Origin of the sequence: Nocardia sp. 852002-51101_SCH5132738, from assembly GCF_001665695.1 — a bacterium.
GTDB lineage: Bacteria > Actinomycetota > Actinomycetes > Mycobacteriales > Mycobacteriaceae > Nocardia > Nocardia nova.
The window spans coordinates 1-18,486 of record NZ_LZML01000197.1; the positions used below are offsets into that span (position 1 = coordinate 1).

Below are 18,486 nucleotides of genomic sequence, written 5' to 3' on the forward strand. Positions count from 1 at the left end.
GGTCCGACAGCATCTTGGACGGGTCGATAGGCTGGACAGAGGTCATCGCGTGAACTTTCTTTCCTTCAAGTGACTTGCCGGTCTTTTGAAGGATCACGCGGTGACCACCCCCTATCCGGCTACGACACGCCCGCACTTTGCTGGCGTCCGGCCATACACCATCCTGCTGGACTCAACCTCGCCCGGTTCGCCTTCGCCGGACCGGTCGTCGATTCCGGCACGTTCGGCCGGCGACTCGGGTGCTTCGTCCATATTTCGTGCGCCCCCAGCGGAATCGCGCGCGCCGGCGGTATCGGAGTCCCGGTTCCTGGGCCGCTGCGGGTCGTCGCTCATGATTCGAATCCTCTCCCGGCACAGCGGAAGCGAGCAATCTCCCGGCGGGATCGAATCCCATCGGTCACATGCGACTCACATCACACTTTCGTCCCATTTCTTCCCAGCGACCTGCCAGGGAATCAACAGCCGCAACGCATTCGATTCACAGCGACGCACACAAAGGTGGTAGTCGTAGCAGTTCACAACGGCGGCGAACGGCGGTCCGAAAGGTTCATAGCCACCGGCGATCACCGCCCGACCCTGTGACGTATCCGACCATCACGAAGAAATTTCCACCAAGTTGTAACACCGCCGGTAGCGCGGCCCGATACGTCCCATGAACACCGACGCAGGACCCAGATCTACCCGGGGAATGGAGAACACAGTGCGTACAGCGTTTCCGACTTCCGTCCACGCGGCGACGTTGGCCGCTACCGCGCAGGACTACATCCAGCGCGGGTGGACGGTCGCTGAAACGGCCAACGGCATCTGCCTGATCACCGACACGAATGTGTCCGGTATCGAGGTCGCCGGCGAACTGGCCGCGAACGTGCGCCGATTCCTGCGGGCCAACAACCTGTCCGGACCGGTGATCGAGATCCCGGGCGCCGAGCGCCGCGAGATCCACCTGGTGACCGGACTCGCCAAGGCCGCGATGGCGCTCGAGGCGCTGCGCGCGGCCGGCGCGATCGTCTACACCGACGGTGCGGGCATCCCGTTGCCGCCCACCCAGCTCTCGGCCGGCGAGGCCTGCTGGGGTGTAGCGCCGACCGAGGCCCGCTGGCTGCCGCCGGTCGTCGCGATCGCCGCGGCCGTGCGTTCGGCGAACTCCGGCCGTAAGCCGCAGGTCGCTCGCATCGCCAGCTGAATCGACCATCCGCGAAACCGCGAGAACGACACTGTTCTCGCGGTTTCGCGGTTTTCGTGCATTTCGAATGAATCTCGGCGCGACGACGAGTCGCCGACGATGATGGATCCATGTCACGCGTCACCGCAGAAGCCCGTACCACCCACCGCACCTGCCCGCTGTGCGAGGCCGTCTGCGGACTCGAGATCACCCTGGACGCTCAGGACCGGGTGACGCGCGTGCGCGGCGACCGTGAGGACCCGTTCAGCCGCGGCTTCATCTGCCCGAAGGGCGCGAGCCTCGGGGCGCTGGACGCCGACCCCGATCGGCTGGCCGAACCGATCATCCGTGATCGCGCCACCGACACCTGGCGCCAGGCCACCTGGACCGAGGCCTTCGACCTCATCGCCGAGCGGGCCCCGGCCGTCCTCGACGAATACGGCCGCCAGGCCGCGGCGCTGTATCTGGGCAATCCGAATGCGCACACAGTCGCCGGCGCGCTGTACGTGCCGGCGCTCATCCGGGCGTTGAGCACGCGCAATCTGTACTCGGCCAGCACCGCCGATCAGATGCCGAAGCAGGTGTCGAGCGGGCTCATGTTCGGCGATCCGCTCACGGTCGCGGTACCCGATCTGGACCGCACCGACTACCTGCTGATGCTCGGCGCCAATCCGCTGGAGTCCAACGGCTCGCTGTGTACCGCCCCGGACTATCCGGGCCGGTTGAAGGCGCTGCGCAAACGCGGCGGGCGGTTGGTCGTGGTCGATCCGCGGCGCACCCGGACCGCGGACCTCGCCGACGAGCATCTGTTCATCCGGCCCGGAAGCGATGCCTATCTGCTGTTCGGCATCGTGCACACACTCTTCGCGGAGGATCTGACCGATATCCGAGTCGAGGTGGCGGGACTCGAACAGATCCGTTCGGCGGCAGTCTCGTTCACGCCCGAGGCCGTGCAGGCACGCACGGGCATCCCCGCCGAGACCGTGGCGCGGCTGGCGCGGGAGCTGGCCGCGGCGCCGACGGCCGCGGTCTATGCGCGCATCGGCACCTGCACCGCCGAATTCGGCACTCTCACGCAGTGGCTGGTGGATGTGATCAACGTGCTCACCGGCAATCTCGACCGGCCCGGCGGCGCGATGTTCGCGACCGCCGCGGCACTGGGCATCGTGCGAACGCGGCCGTTCCGGCTCGGGCGCTGGACCAGCCGGGTGCGCGAATTGCCCGAAGCCATGGGCGAATTCCCCGTCGCGACGCTGGCCGACGAAATTCTCACGCCCGGTGAGGGACAGGTCCGGATGCTGGTGACGGTGGCCGGCAATCCGGTGCTCTCGGCGCCCGCGGGCGCACGGCTGGGCGAAGCGCTGGCCGGGCTGGACTTCATGGTCAGCGTGGATCGCTACCTCAACGAGACCACCCGCCATGCGGATGTGATTCTGCCGCCGCCGCGCACACTGCAGGCGCCGCACTACGATTTCGCGCTGCTGCAGTTCGCGGTGCACAACTACGCCCGCTATTCCCCGCCGCTGGTCGCCCTGCCGGACGATCGGCCCTCGGAACCGGAAATACTTGCCCGCCTCGCACTTTCCCTGGCGGGGCAGCGACCGGAGCCCGGGCGCGATTACGTCGCCGAGGTGGACGAGCTGATCATCGCCGGCACGCTGCACAAGGCAGGTCTCACCGAGCGACGCGGCGAATTGATCGGCGCCGACACCACCGAACAGCGCATCGACATGATGCTGCGCCTGGGCCCGTACGGCGAGTGGAATCCCGATCGTCAGCCGGTGGACATCGGCACCGGCGAGAGCGGGGCGCCCGAGGGACTGAACCTGCAGGTTCTCCTCGACAATCCGCACGGCGTCGACCTGGGTGCGCTGCGACCGCGACTGCCCGGTGTGCTGCGCACCGCCTCCCGGAAGGTGGAGCTGGCGCCCCAGCCGCTGCTCGACGATACGACCCGGCTGGTGGCCGAATTGTCCGCTGCCCGACCGGATGTGGTCTTGATCGGCCGGCGGCAGCTGCGGTCGAACAACAGCTGGATGCACAACGTACCGGCGCTGGTCGGCGGCTCCAATACCTGCACGCTGCATATTCATCCCGACGACGTCGCCCGCCTCGGGCTCGGCGATCTGGCCGCGATCGAATCGGCGGCCGGAAAGCTGACCGTGCCGGTGGAACCGAACGACCGGATCATGCCCGGCGTGGTGAGCCTGCCGCACGGATGGGGACATTCGGGCAGTACCCAGACGGTCGCGCGGGAGCACGCCGGCGTGAATGCCAATGCCCTGACCGATGATTCCCGCATCGACGCCGTGTCCGGGAATGCGGTGTTCAACGGGGTTCCGGTGACCATCACGCCGGTGTGATTCTCCGACCGGTCGGCACGTGCAAGGGGGATAGCGCTCGTGGCGCAGCGGGCAACCCGCGCGCTATCTCCGTACTCGTAAATGTGAAAAGCGCACGCTCGCAAGCAGTTCGGCCGCCGGCACCCTTCGAATTCGGCCAGCAGCCCTGAGGCAAACGGCATTTCGGGCGTTGCCGCGCACCTGTCCCGTACGCGAGACTGATGCGCGGTAGCGGCTCAGCTCACAGATTGTCTTCACAGACAGTGCGCCCATCTGCCGGTTCGCTGATTTCGCCATCCGAAACACGTTCGTTCCTATAGGATTTCGACATATTTCAGGTTCAATGCCGAACCATCCACGTGCGGATCTCAGCTACCCGGAGGGGTGTGGCATGTCCGGTTCCACAGGCGGCAGTGACGGCGAGCGAGAACTGCAACGCCGATTCGGCACCGAGGAGCGCGCGGAGCGTTTCTACGACGAACAGGTGCTGAACAGCCTCAACTCACGCATGCGCGAGTTCGTGGGACGGATGGATATGGCCTTCATCGCCACCGCCGACCGGCACGGTGAATGCGATACCAGCTTCCGGGCCGGCAAACCCGGATTCGTGCACGTCATCGACGACCGCACGGTCGCCTATCCGGAATACCGCGGCAACGGAGTGATGGCCTCCCTCGGCAACATCCTGGAGAATCCGCACGTCGGCATCCTGATGATCGACTTCGTCCACGACCTGGTCGGGCTGCATATCAACGGATCGGCACGCATCGTCGACGATCAGTCGTTGCGAGGCCGGGTACCCGACCTGCCGCCGGCCGAGCGCGGCCGGGTCGCCGAGCGGTGGGTGGTCGTGGATGTCGAGGAGGCCTACATCCACTGCAGAAAGCACATCCCGCACCTGACGCCGGCCGCCCGCGAGGAGCGGGAATGGGGTACCGACAGTCCGCGGGCCAAGGGTGGGGACTACTTCGGCGCCAAGGCGCAGGCGCGGGCCCTCGTCGCGGAGGGTTGACGGTTCGGGATAGGCGATCCGAACGTCAGCGGATCTTGAAGATCACCGCACGCTGCACGACGAAGTTGATCACGGTGGCCACGCCCTGCGCGATGACGAAGGCGATCAGCACCGCACCCTTCACCGAATGGCCGGCGATATCCACCGACATCGCGGGCAGGGTGTCGTTGAGCAGCGCGTTGATACCCACCTGCGCCGCGAAGGTCACCGCGTAGAGGATCACCACCGCCACGAACCGGCTGCGGCTCGGCGGCGCCTTGAACGTCCAGCGCCGGTTGATCAGATACGCCGTGGTGGTACCGACGATGAAACTGCAGGCCTTGGCGAAATCGCGCGGGACCCCGAACAGGGCCATGAGCAGCACGTACAGCCCGAAGTCGACCACCGCCGACAATCCGCCGGTGAGGACGAACCGGACAATCTGCGTCTTCAGATCGACATCCGTGCCGCCCGGCTCGTCTACCAGGGGCAACTCGGCCGGAAGAGGAAGATGGGGTTCCGCACTCACGGCACGAGAGTAGCGGGTCGCGCCGCACACGCCGCGACAACCGCGCTCCCGCCCCGGTCGCCGCTGTGAAATCCGCCTCGAGCGGGCCGCGGACACGCGACAGCCGACCCCTGCCCCGGCCATACCTGTAGCCTCTATGCCGATGTCCACGAAAGCTCAGACCTCCACCGCCGCGGGTCCTGCGAACTCCGCGGGCGACGGCGAGGCGTCACAGGCAAGCAGCAACGGCTCCGCCGACAGCTTTTCGCTGCCGACGCATACCCGTCGACTGACCGGATGGGGTCGTACCGCTCCCTCCACCTCCGAAGTGCTCTCGACCGGCGATCCGGAACTGATCGCCAAGGCCGTGGCCATGGTCGCGGAGGACAACGAGTCCAAGCCGGCGTACCTGCGACGCGGCGTGATCGCGCGCGGGCTCGGCCGGTCCTACGGTGACCATGCGCAGAACGGTGGCGGCCTCGTCATCGACATGTCGGCGCTGAACAACATCCACCGGATCGACCGTGACAGCCACCTGGTCGATGTGGATGCGGGCGTCAGCCTCGATCAGCTGATGAAGGCCGCGCTCCCGTTCGGCCTGTGGGTTCCGGTCCTGCCCGGCACCCGGCAGGTGACCGTCGGCGGCGCCATCGCCTCCGATATCCACGGCAAGAACCACCACAGCGCGGGCAGCTTCGGCAACCACGTGCGTTCGATCGACCTGCTGACCGCCGACGGCAAGATTCAGCACATCGGTCCCAAGAAGAACGCCAAGCTGTTCTGGGCGACCGTCGGCGGCAACGGCCTGACCGGCATCATCCTGCGCGCCACGATCGAGATGACGCCGACCGAGACGGCCTACTTCATCGCCGACGGCATCAAGACCACGACGCTGGACGAGACCATCGCCGTACACAAGGACGGCTCCGAGGAGAACTACACCTACTCCTCGACCTGGTTCGACGTGATCAGCGCACCGCCGAAGCTGGGGCGCGCCAACGTTTCTCGCGGCCGCCTGGCCAAGTTGGACGAACTGCCGAAGAAGCTGCGCGCCAATCCGCTGAAGTTCGACGCGCCGAATCTGCTGACGGTGCCGAACATCTTCCCGAGTTTCGCGGCCAACAAGCTCACGCTCGGCATGGTCGGCGAGGCGTACTACGCGCTCGGCGGCAACTACACCGGCAAGATCATGAACTTGACGCAGTTCTATCACATGCTGGACGTGGTCTCGGAGTGGAATCGGGCCTACGGATCGGCCGGTTTCATCCAGTATCAGTTCGTCCTGCCGCCCGAGGCGCTGGACGAATTCACCAAGATCATCGTCGACATCCAGCGTTCCGGTCACTACTCGGCGCTCAATGTGCTGAAGTTCTTCGGGCCGGGCAACCAGGCGCCGCTGAGCTTCCCCATGGAGGGCTGGAACATCTGCGTCGACTTCCCCGTGCGTCCGGGCCTCAACGAGCTGGTCACCGAATTGGACCGTCGCGTCCTGGAATTCGGCGGTCGCCTCTACACGGCGAAGGACTCCCGGACCACCGCGGAGACCTTCCACAAGATGTATCCCAAGATCGACGAGTGGATCAAGGTCCGCCGAAGTGTCGATCCCACAGGCGTTTTCATGTCCGATATGGCGAGAAGGCTGGAGCTGCAGTGATCAACGCGGTAGGTAACCCGCAGAACATTCTGCTTTTGGGCGGTACCTCGGAGATCGGCCTCGCGATCGTCGAGGAGTACTTGAAGAAGGGTCCGGCGCGAGTGGTGCTCGCGGCGCTGCCGAACGATCCGTTGCGCGCGCAGTCGGTCGCTCAGTTGGAGGCCGCGGGCGCGTCGAAGGTCGAGATCGTCGACTTCGACGCGCTGGACACCGGCAGCCACCCCAAGGTGATCGAACAGGCCTGGGCCGACGGCGATATCGATGTCGCGATCGTCGCCTTCGCGCTCGACGGCGACGCCGAGGAGCTGTGGCAGAACCAGCTCAAGGCCGTGCGGGTCGCCGAGGTCAACTACACCGCGGGCGTATCGGTCGGCGTGCTCGTCGGCGAGAAGATGAAGGCCCAGGGCTTCGGGCGGATCATCGTCATGTCCTCGGTGGCCGGTGAGCGCGTCAAGCGCGCCAACTTCGTCTACGGCTCCACCAAGGCCGGTCTGGACGGGTTCTATCTCGGCCTGGGCGAGGCGCTGCGCCCGCACGGCCCGCGCGTCACCGTGGTGCGGCCGGGCCAGGTGCGCACCCAGTTCTCCGCGCACGTCGCCGAGGCGCCGCTCACGGTGAACAAGGAAGACGTTGCGGTGCTTGCGGTTTCGGCGTCCGAGAAGGGTAAGGAACTGGTCTGGGCGCCGGGTACGTTCCGCTGGGTCATGATGATCCTGCGCCACGTTCCGCGCCCGATCTTCCGCAGACTTCCCATCTAGATCGGTTCGATTTCGAGCCGCGAAGGAGAGTCGCCGCTACCGAGCGCCGGCTCTCCTTCGTCGTTTCACGAGGACGGCCGCCGGCACAGCGCGAGCATCGCGCCGACGCGAACCGGTTCCACCCGGCTTGTAGGCTCGCGGGCAGATCGGCGGCGAGAGAGGATCCGGAGGCACTGTGCGCGTACTAGTCCGGCAGGTCGGGGGCGGGCTCGGGGAAGCTGTCGTCGGGGCGGTGGTCGCCGCGCTGGTGGCGGCGATCGGGCTGACGGCGATGTCGGCGGTGCAGTGGCCGGCGTTCAACTCCTCCAATGTGACTCGCGCGCTGACCACCGTGGGGCAGGCGGGTGCGGCGGTGCTGCTGGTGCTCGCCATCGTGCTGATCCGGATGCGCCGGTGGCCGTGGGTGGCGAAAGTGCTGTCCTGGGCGGGTATTTCCGCCTTCGTCACGGTGACGCTGGGAATGCCGCTCGCGGCGACCAAGCTGTATCTGTTCGGCATTTCGGTGGATCAGGAATTCCGCACCGAATATCTGACGCGCCTCACCGATACCGCCGCGCTGCACGATATGACCTACGCCGACATTCCGGCGTACTACCCCGCCGGCTGGTTCTGGATCGGCGGACGGGTCGCGAATCTGCTCGGCCTGGCCGGGTGGGAGACGTTCAAGCCTTATGCGATCGTGTCGCTGGCGGTGGCGTCGGTGCTGGCACTCGTGTTGTGGTCCAAGCTGATTCGCTGGGATTGGGCGGTCGCGGTCGCGGCGACGACCACCGCGGTGATGGTGGCGTTCGCCTCCCCCGAGGCCTACAGCGCCGTGCTGGTGATCCTGTTCGCGCCGGCGATGGTGCTGGCGTGGGGTGCGCTGTATCGACCCGCCGAATTCGGGGCGACGGGGAGCCCGGCCGGCGAGCCGCGCACCGCGGGCGGCTGGGGCGCGGCGCTCGGAGCGGGGGCGTTCCTCGGACTGTCGGCGATGTTCTACACGCTGTTCTTCGTGGTCGCGGTCTTCACCGTGGTCCTGATGGGTCTCGTCGCCTGGGCAACCCTGTGGTGGCAGCAGCGCGAGATCGCGGTACATCAGCCGCGCGCTCCGCGGCTGGGCCTCTTCCGCCTGCTGTGGCCGATTCTGCTGCGGCTGATCGTCATGGGCGTGATCGCCGCGATCCTGGCCCTCATCGTCTGGGCCCCGTATCTGGCGAAAGTGCTGACCGGGCATCCGCCGGAATCCAATACGGCCCTGCACTACCTGCCGGAATCCGGTTCGCGGCTGGCGTTCCCGATGTTCGACTTCTCCGAACCGCTGCTCGGTGCCCTCTGCCTGCTCGGCGCCCTCTGGCTGGTGGTGCGGGCCGCGAGTTCGCGACGGGCCCAGGCACTCGCCATCTCGGTGGTCGCGATCTATCTGTGGTCGCTGGCCTCCATGCTGGTCACGGCCGCCGGTACGACGGGGCTGGCCTTCCGGTTGGAACCCATCCTGCAGGTGCTGCTGGCCGCGGCGGGAGCGTTCGGATTCGTCGAGGGCACACGAGCCGTGTACCAAGCCCTCGACGAACCGCGACGATTCCGGGCGGCAACCGCGGTGGTGGCGGTCCTCGGTGCGCTGGCCTTCACACAGAGCATTCCCGGCATCCTGAATGCCGAGATCACCACCGCCTACACCGACACCGACGGCAACGGGGTACGAGCGGACAAGCGCAGCCCCTCGGCGGTGTCGCATTACGGCCACATCGACCAGGTCCTCACCGAGCAGACCGGGCGGCCGCGCGACGAGACGGTGCTCCTCACCGCCGACACGAGCTTCCTGTCCTACTATCCGTATTTCGGTTTCCAGGCCCTGACCTCGCATTACGCCAACCCGCTCGCCGATTTCCCGGCCCGGGCCGCCGAGATCAAGCGCTGGAGCGAGCTGAAATCACCGGCCGAGTTGATCGACGCGCTGAACCACTCTCCGTGGCGCGCGCCGGACGCCTTCCTGTTCCGCCGCAGCGGCGAGAACTACACCCTGCGCCTGGCCGAGGACGTCTATCCCAACGACCCCAACGTGCGCCGCTACACCGTCGAATTCCCGGGGAGGCTCTTCGCCGATCCGCATTTCCGGATCACGGATATCGGGCCGTTCACCCTGGTCGTGCGCTCCTGACCCGCACTGTGGATAACGCTGTGGAATTTTCCCCGTTCCTGTGGATAACCAACGCTCACCCGGCGCCACTTCACTCCAGATGGGTACGGTGGGTGGCTGATTGTCGGCCGAAGGAGTGTTTTACCAGTGGTGCAGGGCGGGCCAGCGGTTCCCGACGAGTCACAGCGTCCGGGGGTGAGCGCGGCCGTTCTGTCCGAGGGGCACGAGCTGCGCACGTCGCCGGAGCCGAGACCCGCGGACAGACCCTCCCGGGGCGCGCGGCTGCTCGACCGGCTGCTCGCGTCCCGCGCAGATCTTGCGGTCGCCGTCCTCTATCTCACTGCCGCTGTGTACGTACTGTCCGGGCAGTGGCGCGACACCGCGCACGGATACCTGGTGAAGAGTGGCCAGGACCAGTCGATGTGGGAGTGGTTCTTCGCCGAAACCGCACATGCGGTGATCCATCGGCACAACCCGCTGGGCACGAATCTGCAGAACTATCCCGACGGCGTGAACATGATGGCCAATACCGCCATGTTCGGCGTCGGGATTCCGTTGACGCCGGTGACCGTGCTGTTCGGCCCGACCGTCACCTTCGCGCTCGTGCTCACCCTGGGTCTCGCCGGAACCGGTTTCGCCTGGTACTGGCTGTTCTCGCGGGAGTTGGTGCGATCCCGTTTCGCCGCCGCCCTGGGCGGCGCGTTCTGCGGCTTCGCACCCGCGATGATCTCGCATGCCAACGCCCACCCCAATTTCGTCGGTCTGGCGATCCTGCCGGTGCTCGCGATCCTGCTCGTCCGGATGGCGCGCCGGGCCGCGTCCGACGAAACGGTGAGCCGGGCGCGGCAAATGCGAGAGGCCGTGGTGCTCGCGGTTCTGGTCGCGCTGCAGATCGCGCTCGGCGAGGAGCCGCTGCTGATCTTCGCCCTGGGCTTCGGCCTGTACGCCCTGGTCTACTACCTGCACGAACCTCGGACCGGGCTGCGGGTGGTACGTGCCGTGACGCCGACCCTGGCGCTGGCCGCGGTGATCACGGTGGCCGCCACGGCGATTCCGCTGTGGTGGCAGTTCTTCGGGCCGCAGAGTTACCGGTCCATCGATCACGGGCCGATGGGCAACGATCTCGAGGCGCTGGTCGAATTTCCCTCGCAATCGCTGGGCGGGGTCTTCGCCCCGGGCAAGACCCCGGCGATCAATCCGACCGAGGAGAACGCCTTCTTCGGCTGGCCGCTGCTGGCCTCGACCGCTGTGACCGCGGTCTGGCTGTGGCGCTCACGCCACCGCGACTATCGGGCGATTCGCGCGGCCACGACGGTGATCGTCGTGTTCAGCGTCCTGTCGCTGGGCGTATCGCTGCGAATCGGCAGGTCCGATACCGGGATCACCCTCCCGTGGCACTGGCTCGACCACGTGCCGCTGCTGAACACCGTGCTGGAGACGCGTTTCACCATGGCCGCGATTCCGGCGCTCGCGGTGATCCTGGCGCTGGGGACGCAGCGAATCCTCGAGTACGCCGGCACCAGCACGAACGACCTGCGGCCGGCGATCTGGTTCACCGCCGTCGCGCTGGCACTGGTCCCGCTGGTCCCCACCGTGCTGCCGGTGACCCATCGCGATCCGACGCCGCGGTTCTTCACCGACGGCACGGTCGGCCGCTATGTCGGCGACGGCTCGGTCGTCATCGCGCCGCCGCCGACCCGGCTCGACGCCCAGCCGCTGAACTGGCAGGTCGATGCCCATTTCGGCTTTCCGCTCGCGGGCGGCTATTTCGTCGGGCCGACGGCCGACAAGAAGGGCCGCTACGGTCCCGACGATCGGCCGACCGCGACGCTGTTGATGCGGGCGCAGAAAACCGATCGGATCCAGCCGGTCGATTCCCGGGCGAGGGCGCAAGCGCTGACCGATCTGGCCTACTGGCACGCCGACGTGGTCGTCCTGCCGCCCACCGAACACGGCGGGGCGATCCGCGCGACCCTCGACCAGCTGCTCGGCATCCCGGGGCAGGTGGTCGACGGTGTCGTCGTCTGGGATGTGCGCGGACTGCGGTGATGCGCCCTGCCACCTCCGGGCCCGTCGCTCCGGTCGCCTAGCATCGCTGGGTGCGCGCAGACTCTCCAGCGTTTCCCCGCATCCGCGTGATCGCCCTCCTTTCGGGCTTGATCGCCGTCGCCCTCGCGGTGCTCACACCGCTGCTACCGGTGCGGGAGGACCGGGCGAGCCTGGATTGGCCGCAGCCGCAATCGGTCCCGGTGAACGCGCCACTGGTGTCGTATGTGCCGCTCACCGTCGACGCCTCGCTGCCGTGCAGCGCGCTACGCGAACTACCCAGCGGCACGGTCTTGTCCACGGTGCCCGCCGACGCACCCAATGCCTCTGCGAAGGGTCTGATCGCCAGGGTCACCGACGAGCCGGGTGGGCGCACACTCTCGGTGCTGCTGCGCGATATTCCGCTGCTCTCGGCGCCGCTGGCCGAGGTGGGTGGCTGCGCGCGCTTCGTCGTCACCTCCACGGCCCAGGCCACGACGGCCGAATTCACCGGTGTGACACGGCAGGACGGCACACCGTTCACCAATACCGTCGGCGGCGATGTGCGACCCCAAATCGTCGGCGTCTTCACCGATCTGACGCGAGCGCAGCTCGGTGACGCCCACCTGCACGCCGCCATCGACTCGCGCTTCTCGTCGACGCCGAGCCCGCTGAAGCTGGCCGCGATCATCGGCGCGGTCGTCTTCACCCTCATCGCACTGATCTGCCTGCACCTGATCGATACCGCCGACGGACGACGACCGCGCCGCTTCCTGCCGGCCCACTGGTGGCGGGTCACCGTCGCGGATGTGGTGGTGCTGGGCACCCTGGTGGTCTGGCACATCATCGGCGCCAACACCTCCGACGACGGCTACATCCTGAATATGGCCCGGGCGTCGAAACATTCGGGCTATATGGCCAACTACTACCGCTGGTTCGGAGTGGCCGAGGCGCCCTTCGGCTGGCCGTACGAGGTGCTGGCGTGGATGACCCGGGTGAGCGACACCGGTTGGTGGATGCGGCTGCCGGCCCTGCTGGCCGGCGTGCTGTGCTGGCTGGTGATCAGCCGGGAAGTGCTGCCGCGCCTGGGTTCTCGCGTCCGTCGCGACACCGTGGCGCTGTGGACGGCGGGGCTGGTGTTCCTGGTCGCCTGGCTGCCCTACGACAACGGCCTGCGCCCGGAACCGCTGATCGCCCTGGGCGCGCTGCTGACCTGGTGCTCGATCGAACGCTCGATCGCGACCGGACGACTGCTGCCCGCCGCGATCGCGGTGTTGATCGCGGCGTTCTCGCTCGCCGCCGGGCCGACCGGCCTGATCTGCATCGCCGCCCTGGTCGCCGGCTCGCGACCGGTCCTGCAGCACATCATCTCCCGCGCCCGCGGCGGCGGTTCGGCCCGCGCGGCGGTACTGCGGTACGGCGCCCTGCTCGCACCGGGCGCGGCCGCCGGAGCACTGGTCCTGGTGGTGGTCTTCGCCGATCAGACACTGGCCTCGGTGATGGAGGCGACCCGGGTCCGCAAGATCATCGGACCGAATGTGGCCTGGTTCGACGAGCGGACCCGCTGGGATTCGCTGCTGATGCTGGCGCCGGACGGCTCGCTGGCCCGCCGGTTCGGCATTCTCGGCATGCTGCTGTGCCTGCTGGTGTGCGTTCTGGTCATGTTGCGCAAGAACGGCCGCATTCCGGGTACCTCGAAGGGCCCTTCGGCCCGCATCCTCGGCATCGTGTTCATGTCGCTGCTGCTGATGATGTTCACGCCCACCAAGTGGACCCACCACTTCGGCGTCTATGCCGGATTGGCCGGTTCGCTCGCGGCGCTGACCGCGGTCGCGGTGGGTATCAACGGAATTCGCGCCCGCTACAACCGCTCGCTGTTCGCGGCCGCGGTGTTCTTCCTGCTGGCGATCACGTTCACCGGATCCAACGGCTGGTGGTACGTCTCCAGCTACGGTGTGCCGTGGTACGACAAGGCGCCGCTGGTCGCGGGTAAGGGCCTCTCGACGCTGTTTCTCGGACTCGCGGTGCTGAGCCTGCTGCTGGCGGCGTATCAGTACTATCGCGAGCCGTATCGAAAGACCGAGGGCCGCAGGCGGTTCGACACCTGGGCGGTGCAACCGCTGACCATCGCGGCCGCGGTCATGGTGCTGTTCGAGGTCGCCTCCCTCGGCAAGGGCGCGATTACGCAATATCCGGCCTATTCCATCGCGAAGTCGAATATCCGTGCCCTGGGCGGACATCCCTGCTCCCTGGCCGACGCGGTACTCACCGAAACCGATACCGCCGATTCCCTGCTGCAGCCCTACTCCGGTTCCGCGGCCGATGCGCTCGGCGCCGACAGTGTGGGCTTCGACCCGAACGGTGTGGCCAAGGACTTGACCGCCGACGCCGAGGAGACGACCACCGGCGGCGCGAATTCGGTCAACGCCGATTCCGCGAACAAGACCACCCGCACCACCACCGCGGGCACCGGCGGCGGCACCACACAGCAGGCGGGCGTCAACGGCAGCACCGTCGCATTGCCGTTCGGTCTGGATCCGGCCCGCACACCGGTGCTGGGCAGCTACACCACCGGGACCAAACAGCAGGCGCATCTGACCTCGGGCTGGTACCGGATGGACCTGCCCGGCGCCCGCCAGGATCCGGACCGCAAGGTCCTGGTGATCACCGCGGCCGGACGGATCAAATCGGTGAACGCCGACGGCGTGGTCACCTACGGCCAGGATCTGCGCGTCGAATTCGGCGACCGCGCCGCCGACGGCACCGTGCGGCCGCTGGGCTCGTTCGTGCCGCTGGATATCGGCGGCGCGCCGTCGTGGCGGAATATGCGGGTGCCGCTGGACCGCATTCCGGACGGGACCAACGCGGTGCGGATCGTGGCGGTCGCCAACGATCTGACGCCGCGGCAGTGGCTCGCGGTCACACCGCCACGCCTGCCGAAGCTCGCCACCCTCGATTCGGTGGTCGGACACACCGATCCCGTCCTCGAGGATTGGCACGTCGGCCTGGCCTTCCCCTGCCAGCGTCCGTTCGACCACAAGGACGGCGTGGCCGAGGTGCCGAAGTGGCGCATCCTGCCGGACCGGGTCGGTTCCGACGCCTCCAACGCCTGGCAGGACGATATCGGCGGCGGTCCACTGGGCTGGACCGGATTGTTGCTGTCGGCCCAGACCATCCCCGCCTATCTGAACGACGACTGGAGCCGCGACTGGGGTTCGCTGGAACGGTTCACCCCCTACGTCCCGGAGGCGCGCCAGGCCGATGTCGGGGTGACGGTTCGGACGCGCTGGGGCTGGGCCAAGGATGCGCCCATCAAAGTGAAATAGCAGGTCGACCGGTATGTAGCGGAAGTACGGGCAACGGTTCGGAAAATCGATAGGTCCGAACCGTTCCCGTGAACACGGTCACTCTCAGTGTGGGCAGATAACATCACCATCCGTGCCCGACGCCGCAACAGCTGTCTTGACCAAACCGCCGGTCGCCGAACAACCGGTGACGTCGCGCGATTTCCGCACCGCCCGGATGATCGCCGTGATCGCCGGCCTGCTCGGCGCGATCTTCGCGCTCGCCACCCCGTTTCTGCCGGTCCAGCAGACCACCGCCGAGGTGAACTGGCCGCAGGGCGGGAGCATCGGCAATGTCGAGGCGCCGCTGATGTCGCAGGTCCCGGTGGATCTGCGGGCATCCATCCCGTGTTCGACGGTGGCCGCGCTGCCCCAGGGCGGCATGCTGCTCAACACCGCGCCGCCGCAGGGCGACCGCTCCGCGCTCGAGGGCATGTTCGTGCGTGTCACCAGCGATTCGGTCGACGTGGTCGACCGCAACGCGATCGTCGCCTCCGCGAAGCGCAGCGAGCTCGAGGGCTGCACCGCCATCACCATCACCTCCGATATCGACCGCACCTACGCCCACTTCGAGGGCCTGACCAAGCAGGTCGAACGGCCCACCGCCGACGGCGGCACCGAAACCGTGACCGTGCCGGTGGACGGCGCCCTGCAGGGTGATCTGCGGCCGCAGGTGGTCGGCGTGTTCTCGGATCTGAAGGGCGCGGCGCCGGCCGGGCTGTCGTTCCACATGACCGTCGATTCCCGCTTCTCGTCCTCGCCGACCGTGATCAAACTGGTCGCGATGATCGCCGCGGTGCTGTGCACACTCATCGCGCTGGCCGCACTCGGCCGCCTCGACACCAGCGACGGCCGCGGCCACCGCCGCTTCTTCCCCGCGCACTGGCTGAAGCCGACCTGGGCCGACGGCGCGGTCCTGGGCATTCTGCTGGTGTGGCACTTCATCGGCGCCAATACCTCCGACGACGGCTACATCCTGACCATGGTGCGAGTGGCACCGCACGCGGGCTATCTGGCCAACTACTTCCGCTGGTACGGCGTGCCGGAGGCGCCGTTCGGCTGGTACTACGACGTCATCCAGGTCTTCGCGCAGATCTCCACGGCCAGCCCGTGGGTGCGCATTCCCGCGCTGCTGTGCGGAATCCTGTGCTGGATGGTGATCAGCCGCGAGGTGGTGCCACGACTGGGCCGCAGCGTGCGGACCTCGAAGGTCGCGCTGTGGACCGGCGGGCTGGTGTTCCTCGCCTTCTGGCTGCCCTACGACAACGGCCTGCGCTCGGAGCCGATCGTCGCGCTGGGCGCGCTGCTGACCTGGGTGTCCATCGAACGCGCGATCGCCACCGGACGCCTGTTGCCCGCCGCCGGCGCGGTACTGGTCGCGGCGTTCACCCTCGCCGCGGCGCCGACCGGCCTGATGTGTGTGGCCGCCCTGCTCGCCGGTATCCGGCCGCTGATTCGAATCGTGGTGCGCCGCAAGCGCGACCTGCAGGCGCGTGCCGGTAGCGGCTGGCGCGCTTCGGGATTCGTATCCTCACTACCGTTGCTGGCGCCGATCGCGGCGGCCGGTTTCCTGGTGCTCACCGTCGTCTACAGCGACCAGACCTTCGCCGGGATCCAGGAGGCCAACCGCGTGCGGCGCCTCACCGGTCCGAACCTGGCCTGGTACGAGGACTACCTGCGCTACTACTACCTGTTCGTGCAGACCGTCGACGGCTCGGTCTCGCGCCGGTTCGCCTTCATCGTGATGATCCTGTGCCTGATCACCACCGCCCTGGTGTTGTTGCGGCGCAAGCAGATTCCCGGCATCTCCAGCGGTCCGACCTGGCGGTTGATCGGGGTGGTCTGCGGAACCATCTTCTTCATGATGTTCAACCCGACCAAGTGGACCCACCACTTCGGCGCGTACGCGGGCATCGCGGGTGCGCTCGCGGCGGTGACCGCGGTCGCGGTTTCGGCGACGGCGCTGCGGTCGCGCAAGAACCGCTCGATCTTCCTGGCCGCTCTGTTGTTCGCTCTGGCGCTGTCGTTCTCCGGCACCAACGGCTACTGGTACGTCTCGAGTTACGGCGTGCCGTGGTTCGACAAGACGGTCTCCCTGCACGGCTTCCAGTCCAACACGCTGATGCTGGTGCTGTTCGGCCTCGCGCTCGCGGTGGTGGCCTGGCAGGCGCTGCGCGAGGGTTACGCCAAACCGCCGGAGAGTTCGAAATCCTCGCGCGGCAAGCGCATTCGCCGGTTCGCGGCCATTCCGCTGACGCTCGTCGCCGCGGCGATGGTGTTGTTCGAGGTGCTGTCGCTGGCCAAGGGCGCTGTGACCCAGTACCCGGCCTACTCACTGGCCCGGGGCAACGTCGACGCGGTCGACGGCAACCGCTGCGGAATCGCCGATGACGTTCTGGTCGAGTCGAACCCGAACCAGGGCCGGTTGAATCCGATCATCGATCCCGCGCATCCGCCCAAGGACAACGATCCGCTGGCCGGTGTCGACCCGACCGGCTTCGATCCCAACGGCGTGCCGACCGATCTGAAAGCCGATGCGGTGGAGGTGAAGCCGGGCACCGGTAACACCTCCAACCAGTCGGTGGGCGCGAACTTCGCCGAGGGACAGAACGCGGGCACCGGCGGCGGCACCTCGAAAGAGGCCGGGATCAACGGCTCCACGGTGGCACTGCCCTACGGCCTCGACCCGAAGGCGACCCCGGTGATGGGCAGCTATCAGCAGGGCCTGCAGCAGCCCGCGCATCTGACCTCGAGCTGGTACGAACTGCCCGCTCGCTCGGCCGATGCACCGCTGGTGGTCATCTCCGCGGCCGGCCGCATCCTGTCCTTCGACCAGACCGGGGCGCTGCAGTACGGCCAGGACCTGAAGCTCGAGTACGGCAAACGCCAGCCCGACGGTTCGGTGAAATTCGAGGGCAGCTACGTCCCGCGCGATATCGGCCCGGCGCCGTCGTGGCGCAACCTGCGCGTTCCGCTGTCGGAGATCGCCGCGGACGCCGATGCGGTGCGGATCTCGGCTAATCGCAATGTGCTGATCGGTGACCAGTGGCTGGCGTTCACACCGCCGCGAGTGCCGAAGATGGTCACGCTGAACAACTTCCTGGGCTCCGAGCAACCGGTGCTCGAGGACTGGGCGGTGGGCCTGCAGTTCCCGTGCCAGAACCCGTTCCCGCACCGTTACGGCGTGGCGAGCATGCCGAACTACCGCATCCTGCCCGACCGCCCGCTCGCGGTGAGCTCGACCGACACCTGGCAGGCCGAGGAATTCGGCGGCCCGCTCGGTTTCACCCAGATGCTGGCGAGCTCCACCACGATCCCGACCTATCTGAAGGACAACTGGGCTCGTGACTGGGGCACCTTGGAGCGCTACGACCGGTACTACACCGATGCCACACCGGCGAAGGTGGACACCGGCACCGCGACGCGCTCCGGATTCTGGAGTCCGGGACAGCTGCGCGTGTTCTGATCGTCGCTGCATACGACCACGGCGGGGGGGGGGGGGGCCGGGGGCCGGGCCCCCCCGGGGGGGGGGGGGGGGGGGGGGGGGGGGGGGGGGGGGGCCCCGGATTTGGGCCCCCCTCCC

General features: G+C 67.6%; 10 protein-coding genes. 9 read left to right on the top strand and 1 reads right to left on the bottom strand.

Going from position 1 to position 18,486, the window contains the following annotated elements:
• Positions 1 to 700 precede the first annotated feature (700 nt).
• From A5789_RS30530 to A5789_RS30540, 3 genes are all read left to right on the top strand, one after another.
• Positions 701 to 1,183 (top strand): hypothetical protein, encoded by a 483-nt coding sequence (locus A5789_RS30530; protein ID WP_036525405.1) that lies wholly within the window; start codon positions 701 to 703, stop codon positions 1,181 to 1,183.
• A 110-nt stretch (positions 1,184 to 1,293) separates the two neighbouring features.
• Positions 1,294 to 3,525, top strand: coding sequence for a molybdopterin-dependent oxidoreductase (locus A5789_RS30535; RefSeq protein ID WP_063016828.1), 2,232 nt, complete (start codon positions 1,294 to 1,296; stop codon positions 3,523 to 3,525).
• Between the two features lie 370 nt (positions 3,526 to 3,895).
• A complete protein-coding gene (locus A5789_RS30540; protein WP_063016870.1) occupies positions 3,896 to 4,516 on the top strand; it encodes a pyridoxamine 5'-phosphate oxidase family protein in 621 nt (206 codons plus the stop codon).
• A 25-nt stretch (positions 4,517 to 4,541) separates the two neighbouring features.
• Here the strand turns inward: A5789_RS30540 and A5789_RS30545 are convergent, their stop codons facing one another.
• Complete coding sequence (locus A5789_RS30545) at positions 4,542 to 5,024, bottom strand: GtrA family protein (protein WP_104379108.1); 483 nt, start codon at positions 5,022 to 5,024, stop codon at positions 4,542 to 4,544.
• Between the two features lie 142 nt (positions 5,025 to 5,166).
• Between A5789_RS30545 and A5789_RS30550 the strand changes: the two genes are divergently transcribed.
• From A5789_RS30550 to A5789_RS30575, 6 genes are all read left to right on the top strand, one after another.
• The gene (locus A5789_RS30550) at positions 5,167 to 6,657 is read left to right on the top strand and encodes an FAD-binding oxidoreductase (protein ID WP_167356699.1); all 1,491 of its coding nucleotides are present in this window, start codon (positions 5,167 to 5,169) and stop codon (positions 6,655 to 6,657) included.
• Complete coding sequence (locus tag A5789_RS30555) at positions 6,654 to 7,415, top strand: decaprenylphospho-beta-D-erythro-pentofuranosid-2-ulose 2-reductase (RefSeq protein ID WP_030516814.1); 762 nt, start codon at positions 6,654 to 6,656, stop codon at positions 7,413 to 7,415. Before A5789_RS30550 ends, A5789_RS30555 begins: the two co-directional genes overlap by 4 nt.
• Before the next feature lie 175 nt (positions 7,416 to 7,590).
• Complete coding sequence (locus tag A5789_RS30560) at positions 7,591 to 9,555, top strand: arabinofuranosyltransferase (protein WP_064903245.1); 1,965 nt, start codon at positions 7,591 to 7,593, stop codon at positions 9,553 to 9,555.
• Positions 9,556 to 9,729: 174 nt separating this feature from the next.
• A complete protein-coding gene (locus A5789_RS30565) occupies positions 9,730 to 11,583 on the top strand; it encodes a DUF6541 family protein (RefSeq protein ID WP_155525839.1) in 1,854 nt (617 codons plus the stop codon).
• A 50-nt stretch (positions 11,584 to 11,633) separates the two neighbouring features.
• Positions 11,634 to 14,885 (top strand): arabinosyltransferase domain-containing protein, encoded by a 3,252-nt coding sequence (locus tag A5789_RS30570; protein ID WP_064903247.1) that lies wholly within the window; start codon positions 11,634 to 11,636, stop codon positions 14,883 to 14,885.
• Between the two features lie 112 nt (positions 14,886 to 14,997).
• The gene (locus A5789_RS30575) at positions 14,998 to 18,369 is read left to right on the top strand and encodes an arabinosyltransferase domain-containing protein (protein WP_369817521.1); all 3,372 of its coding nucleotides are present in this window, start codon (positions 14,998 to 15,000) and stop codon (positions 18,367 to 18,369) included.
• Positions 18,370 to 18,486 lie beyond the last annotated feature (117 nt).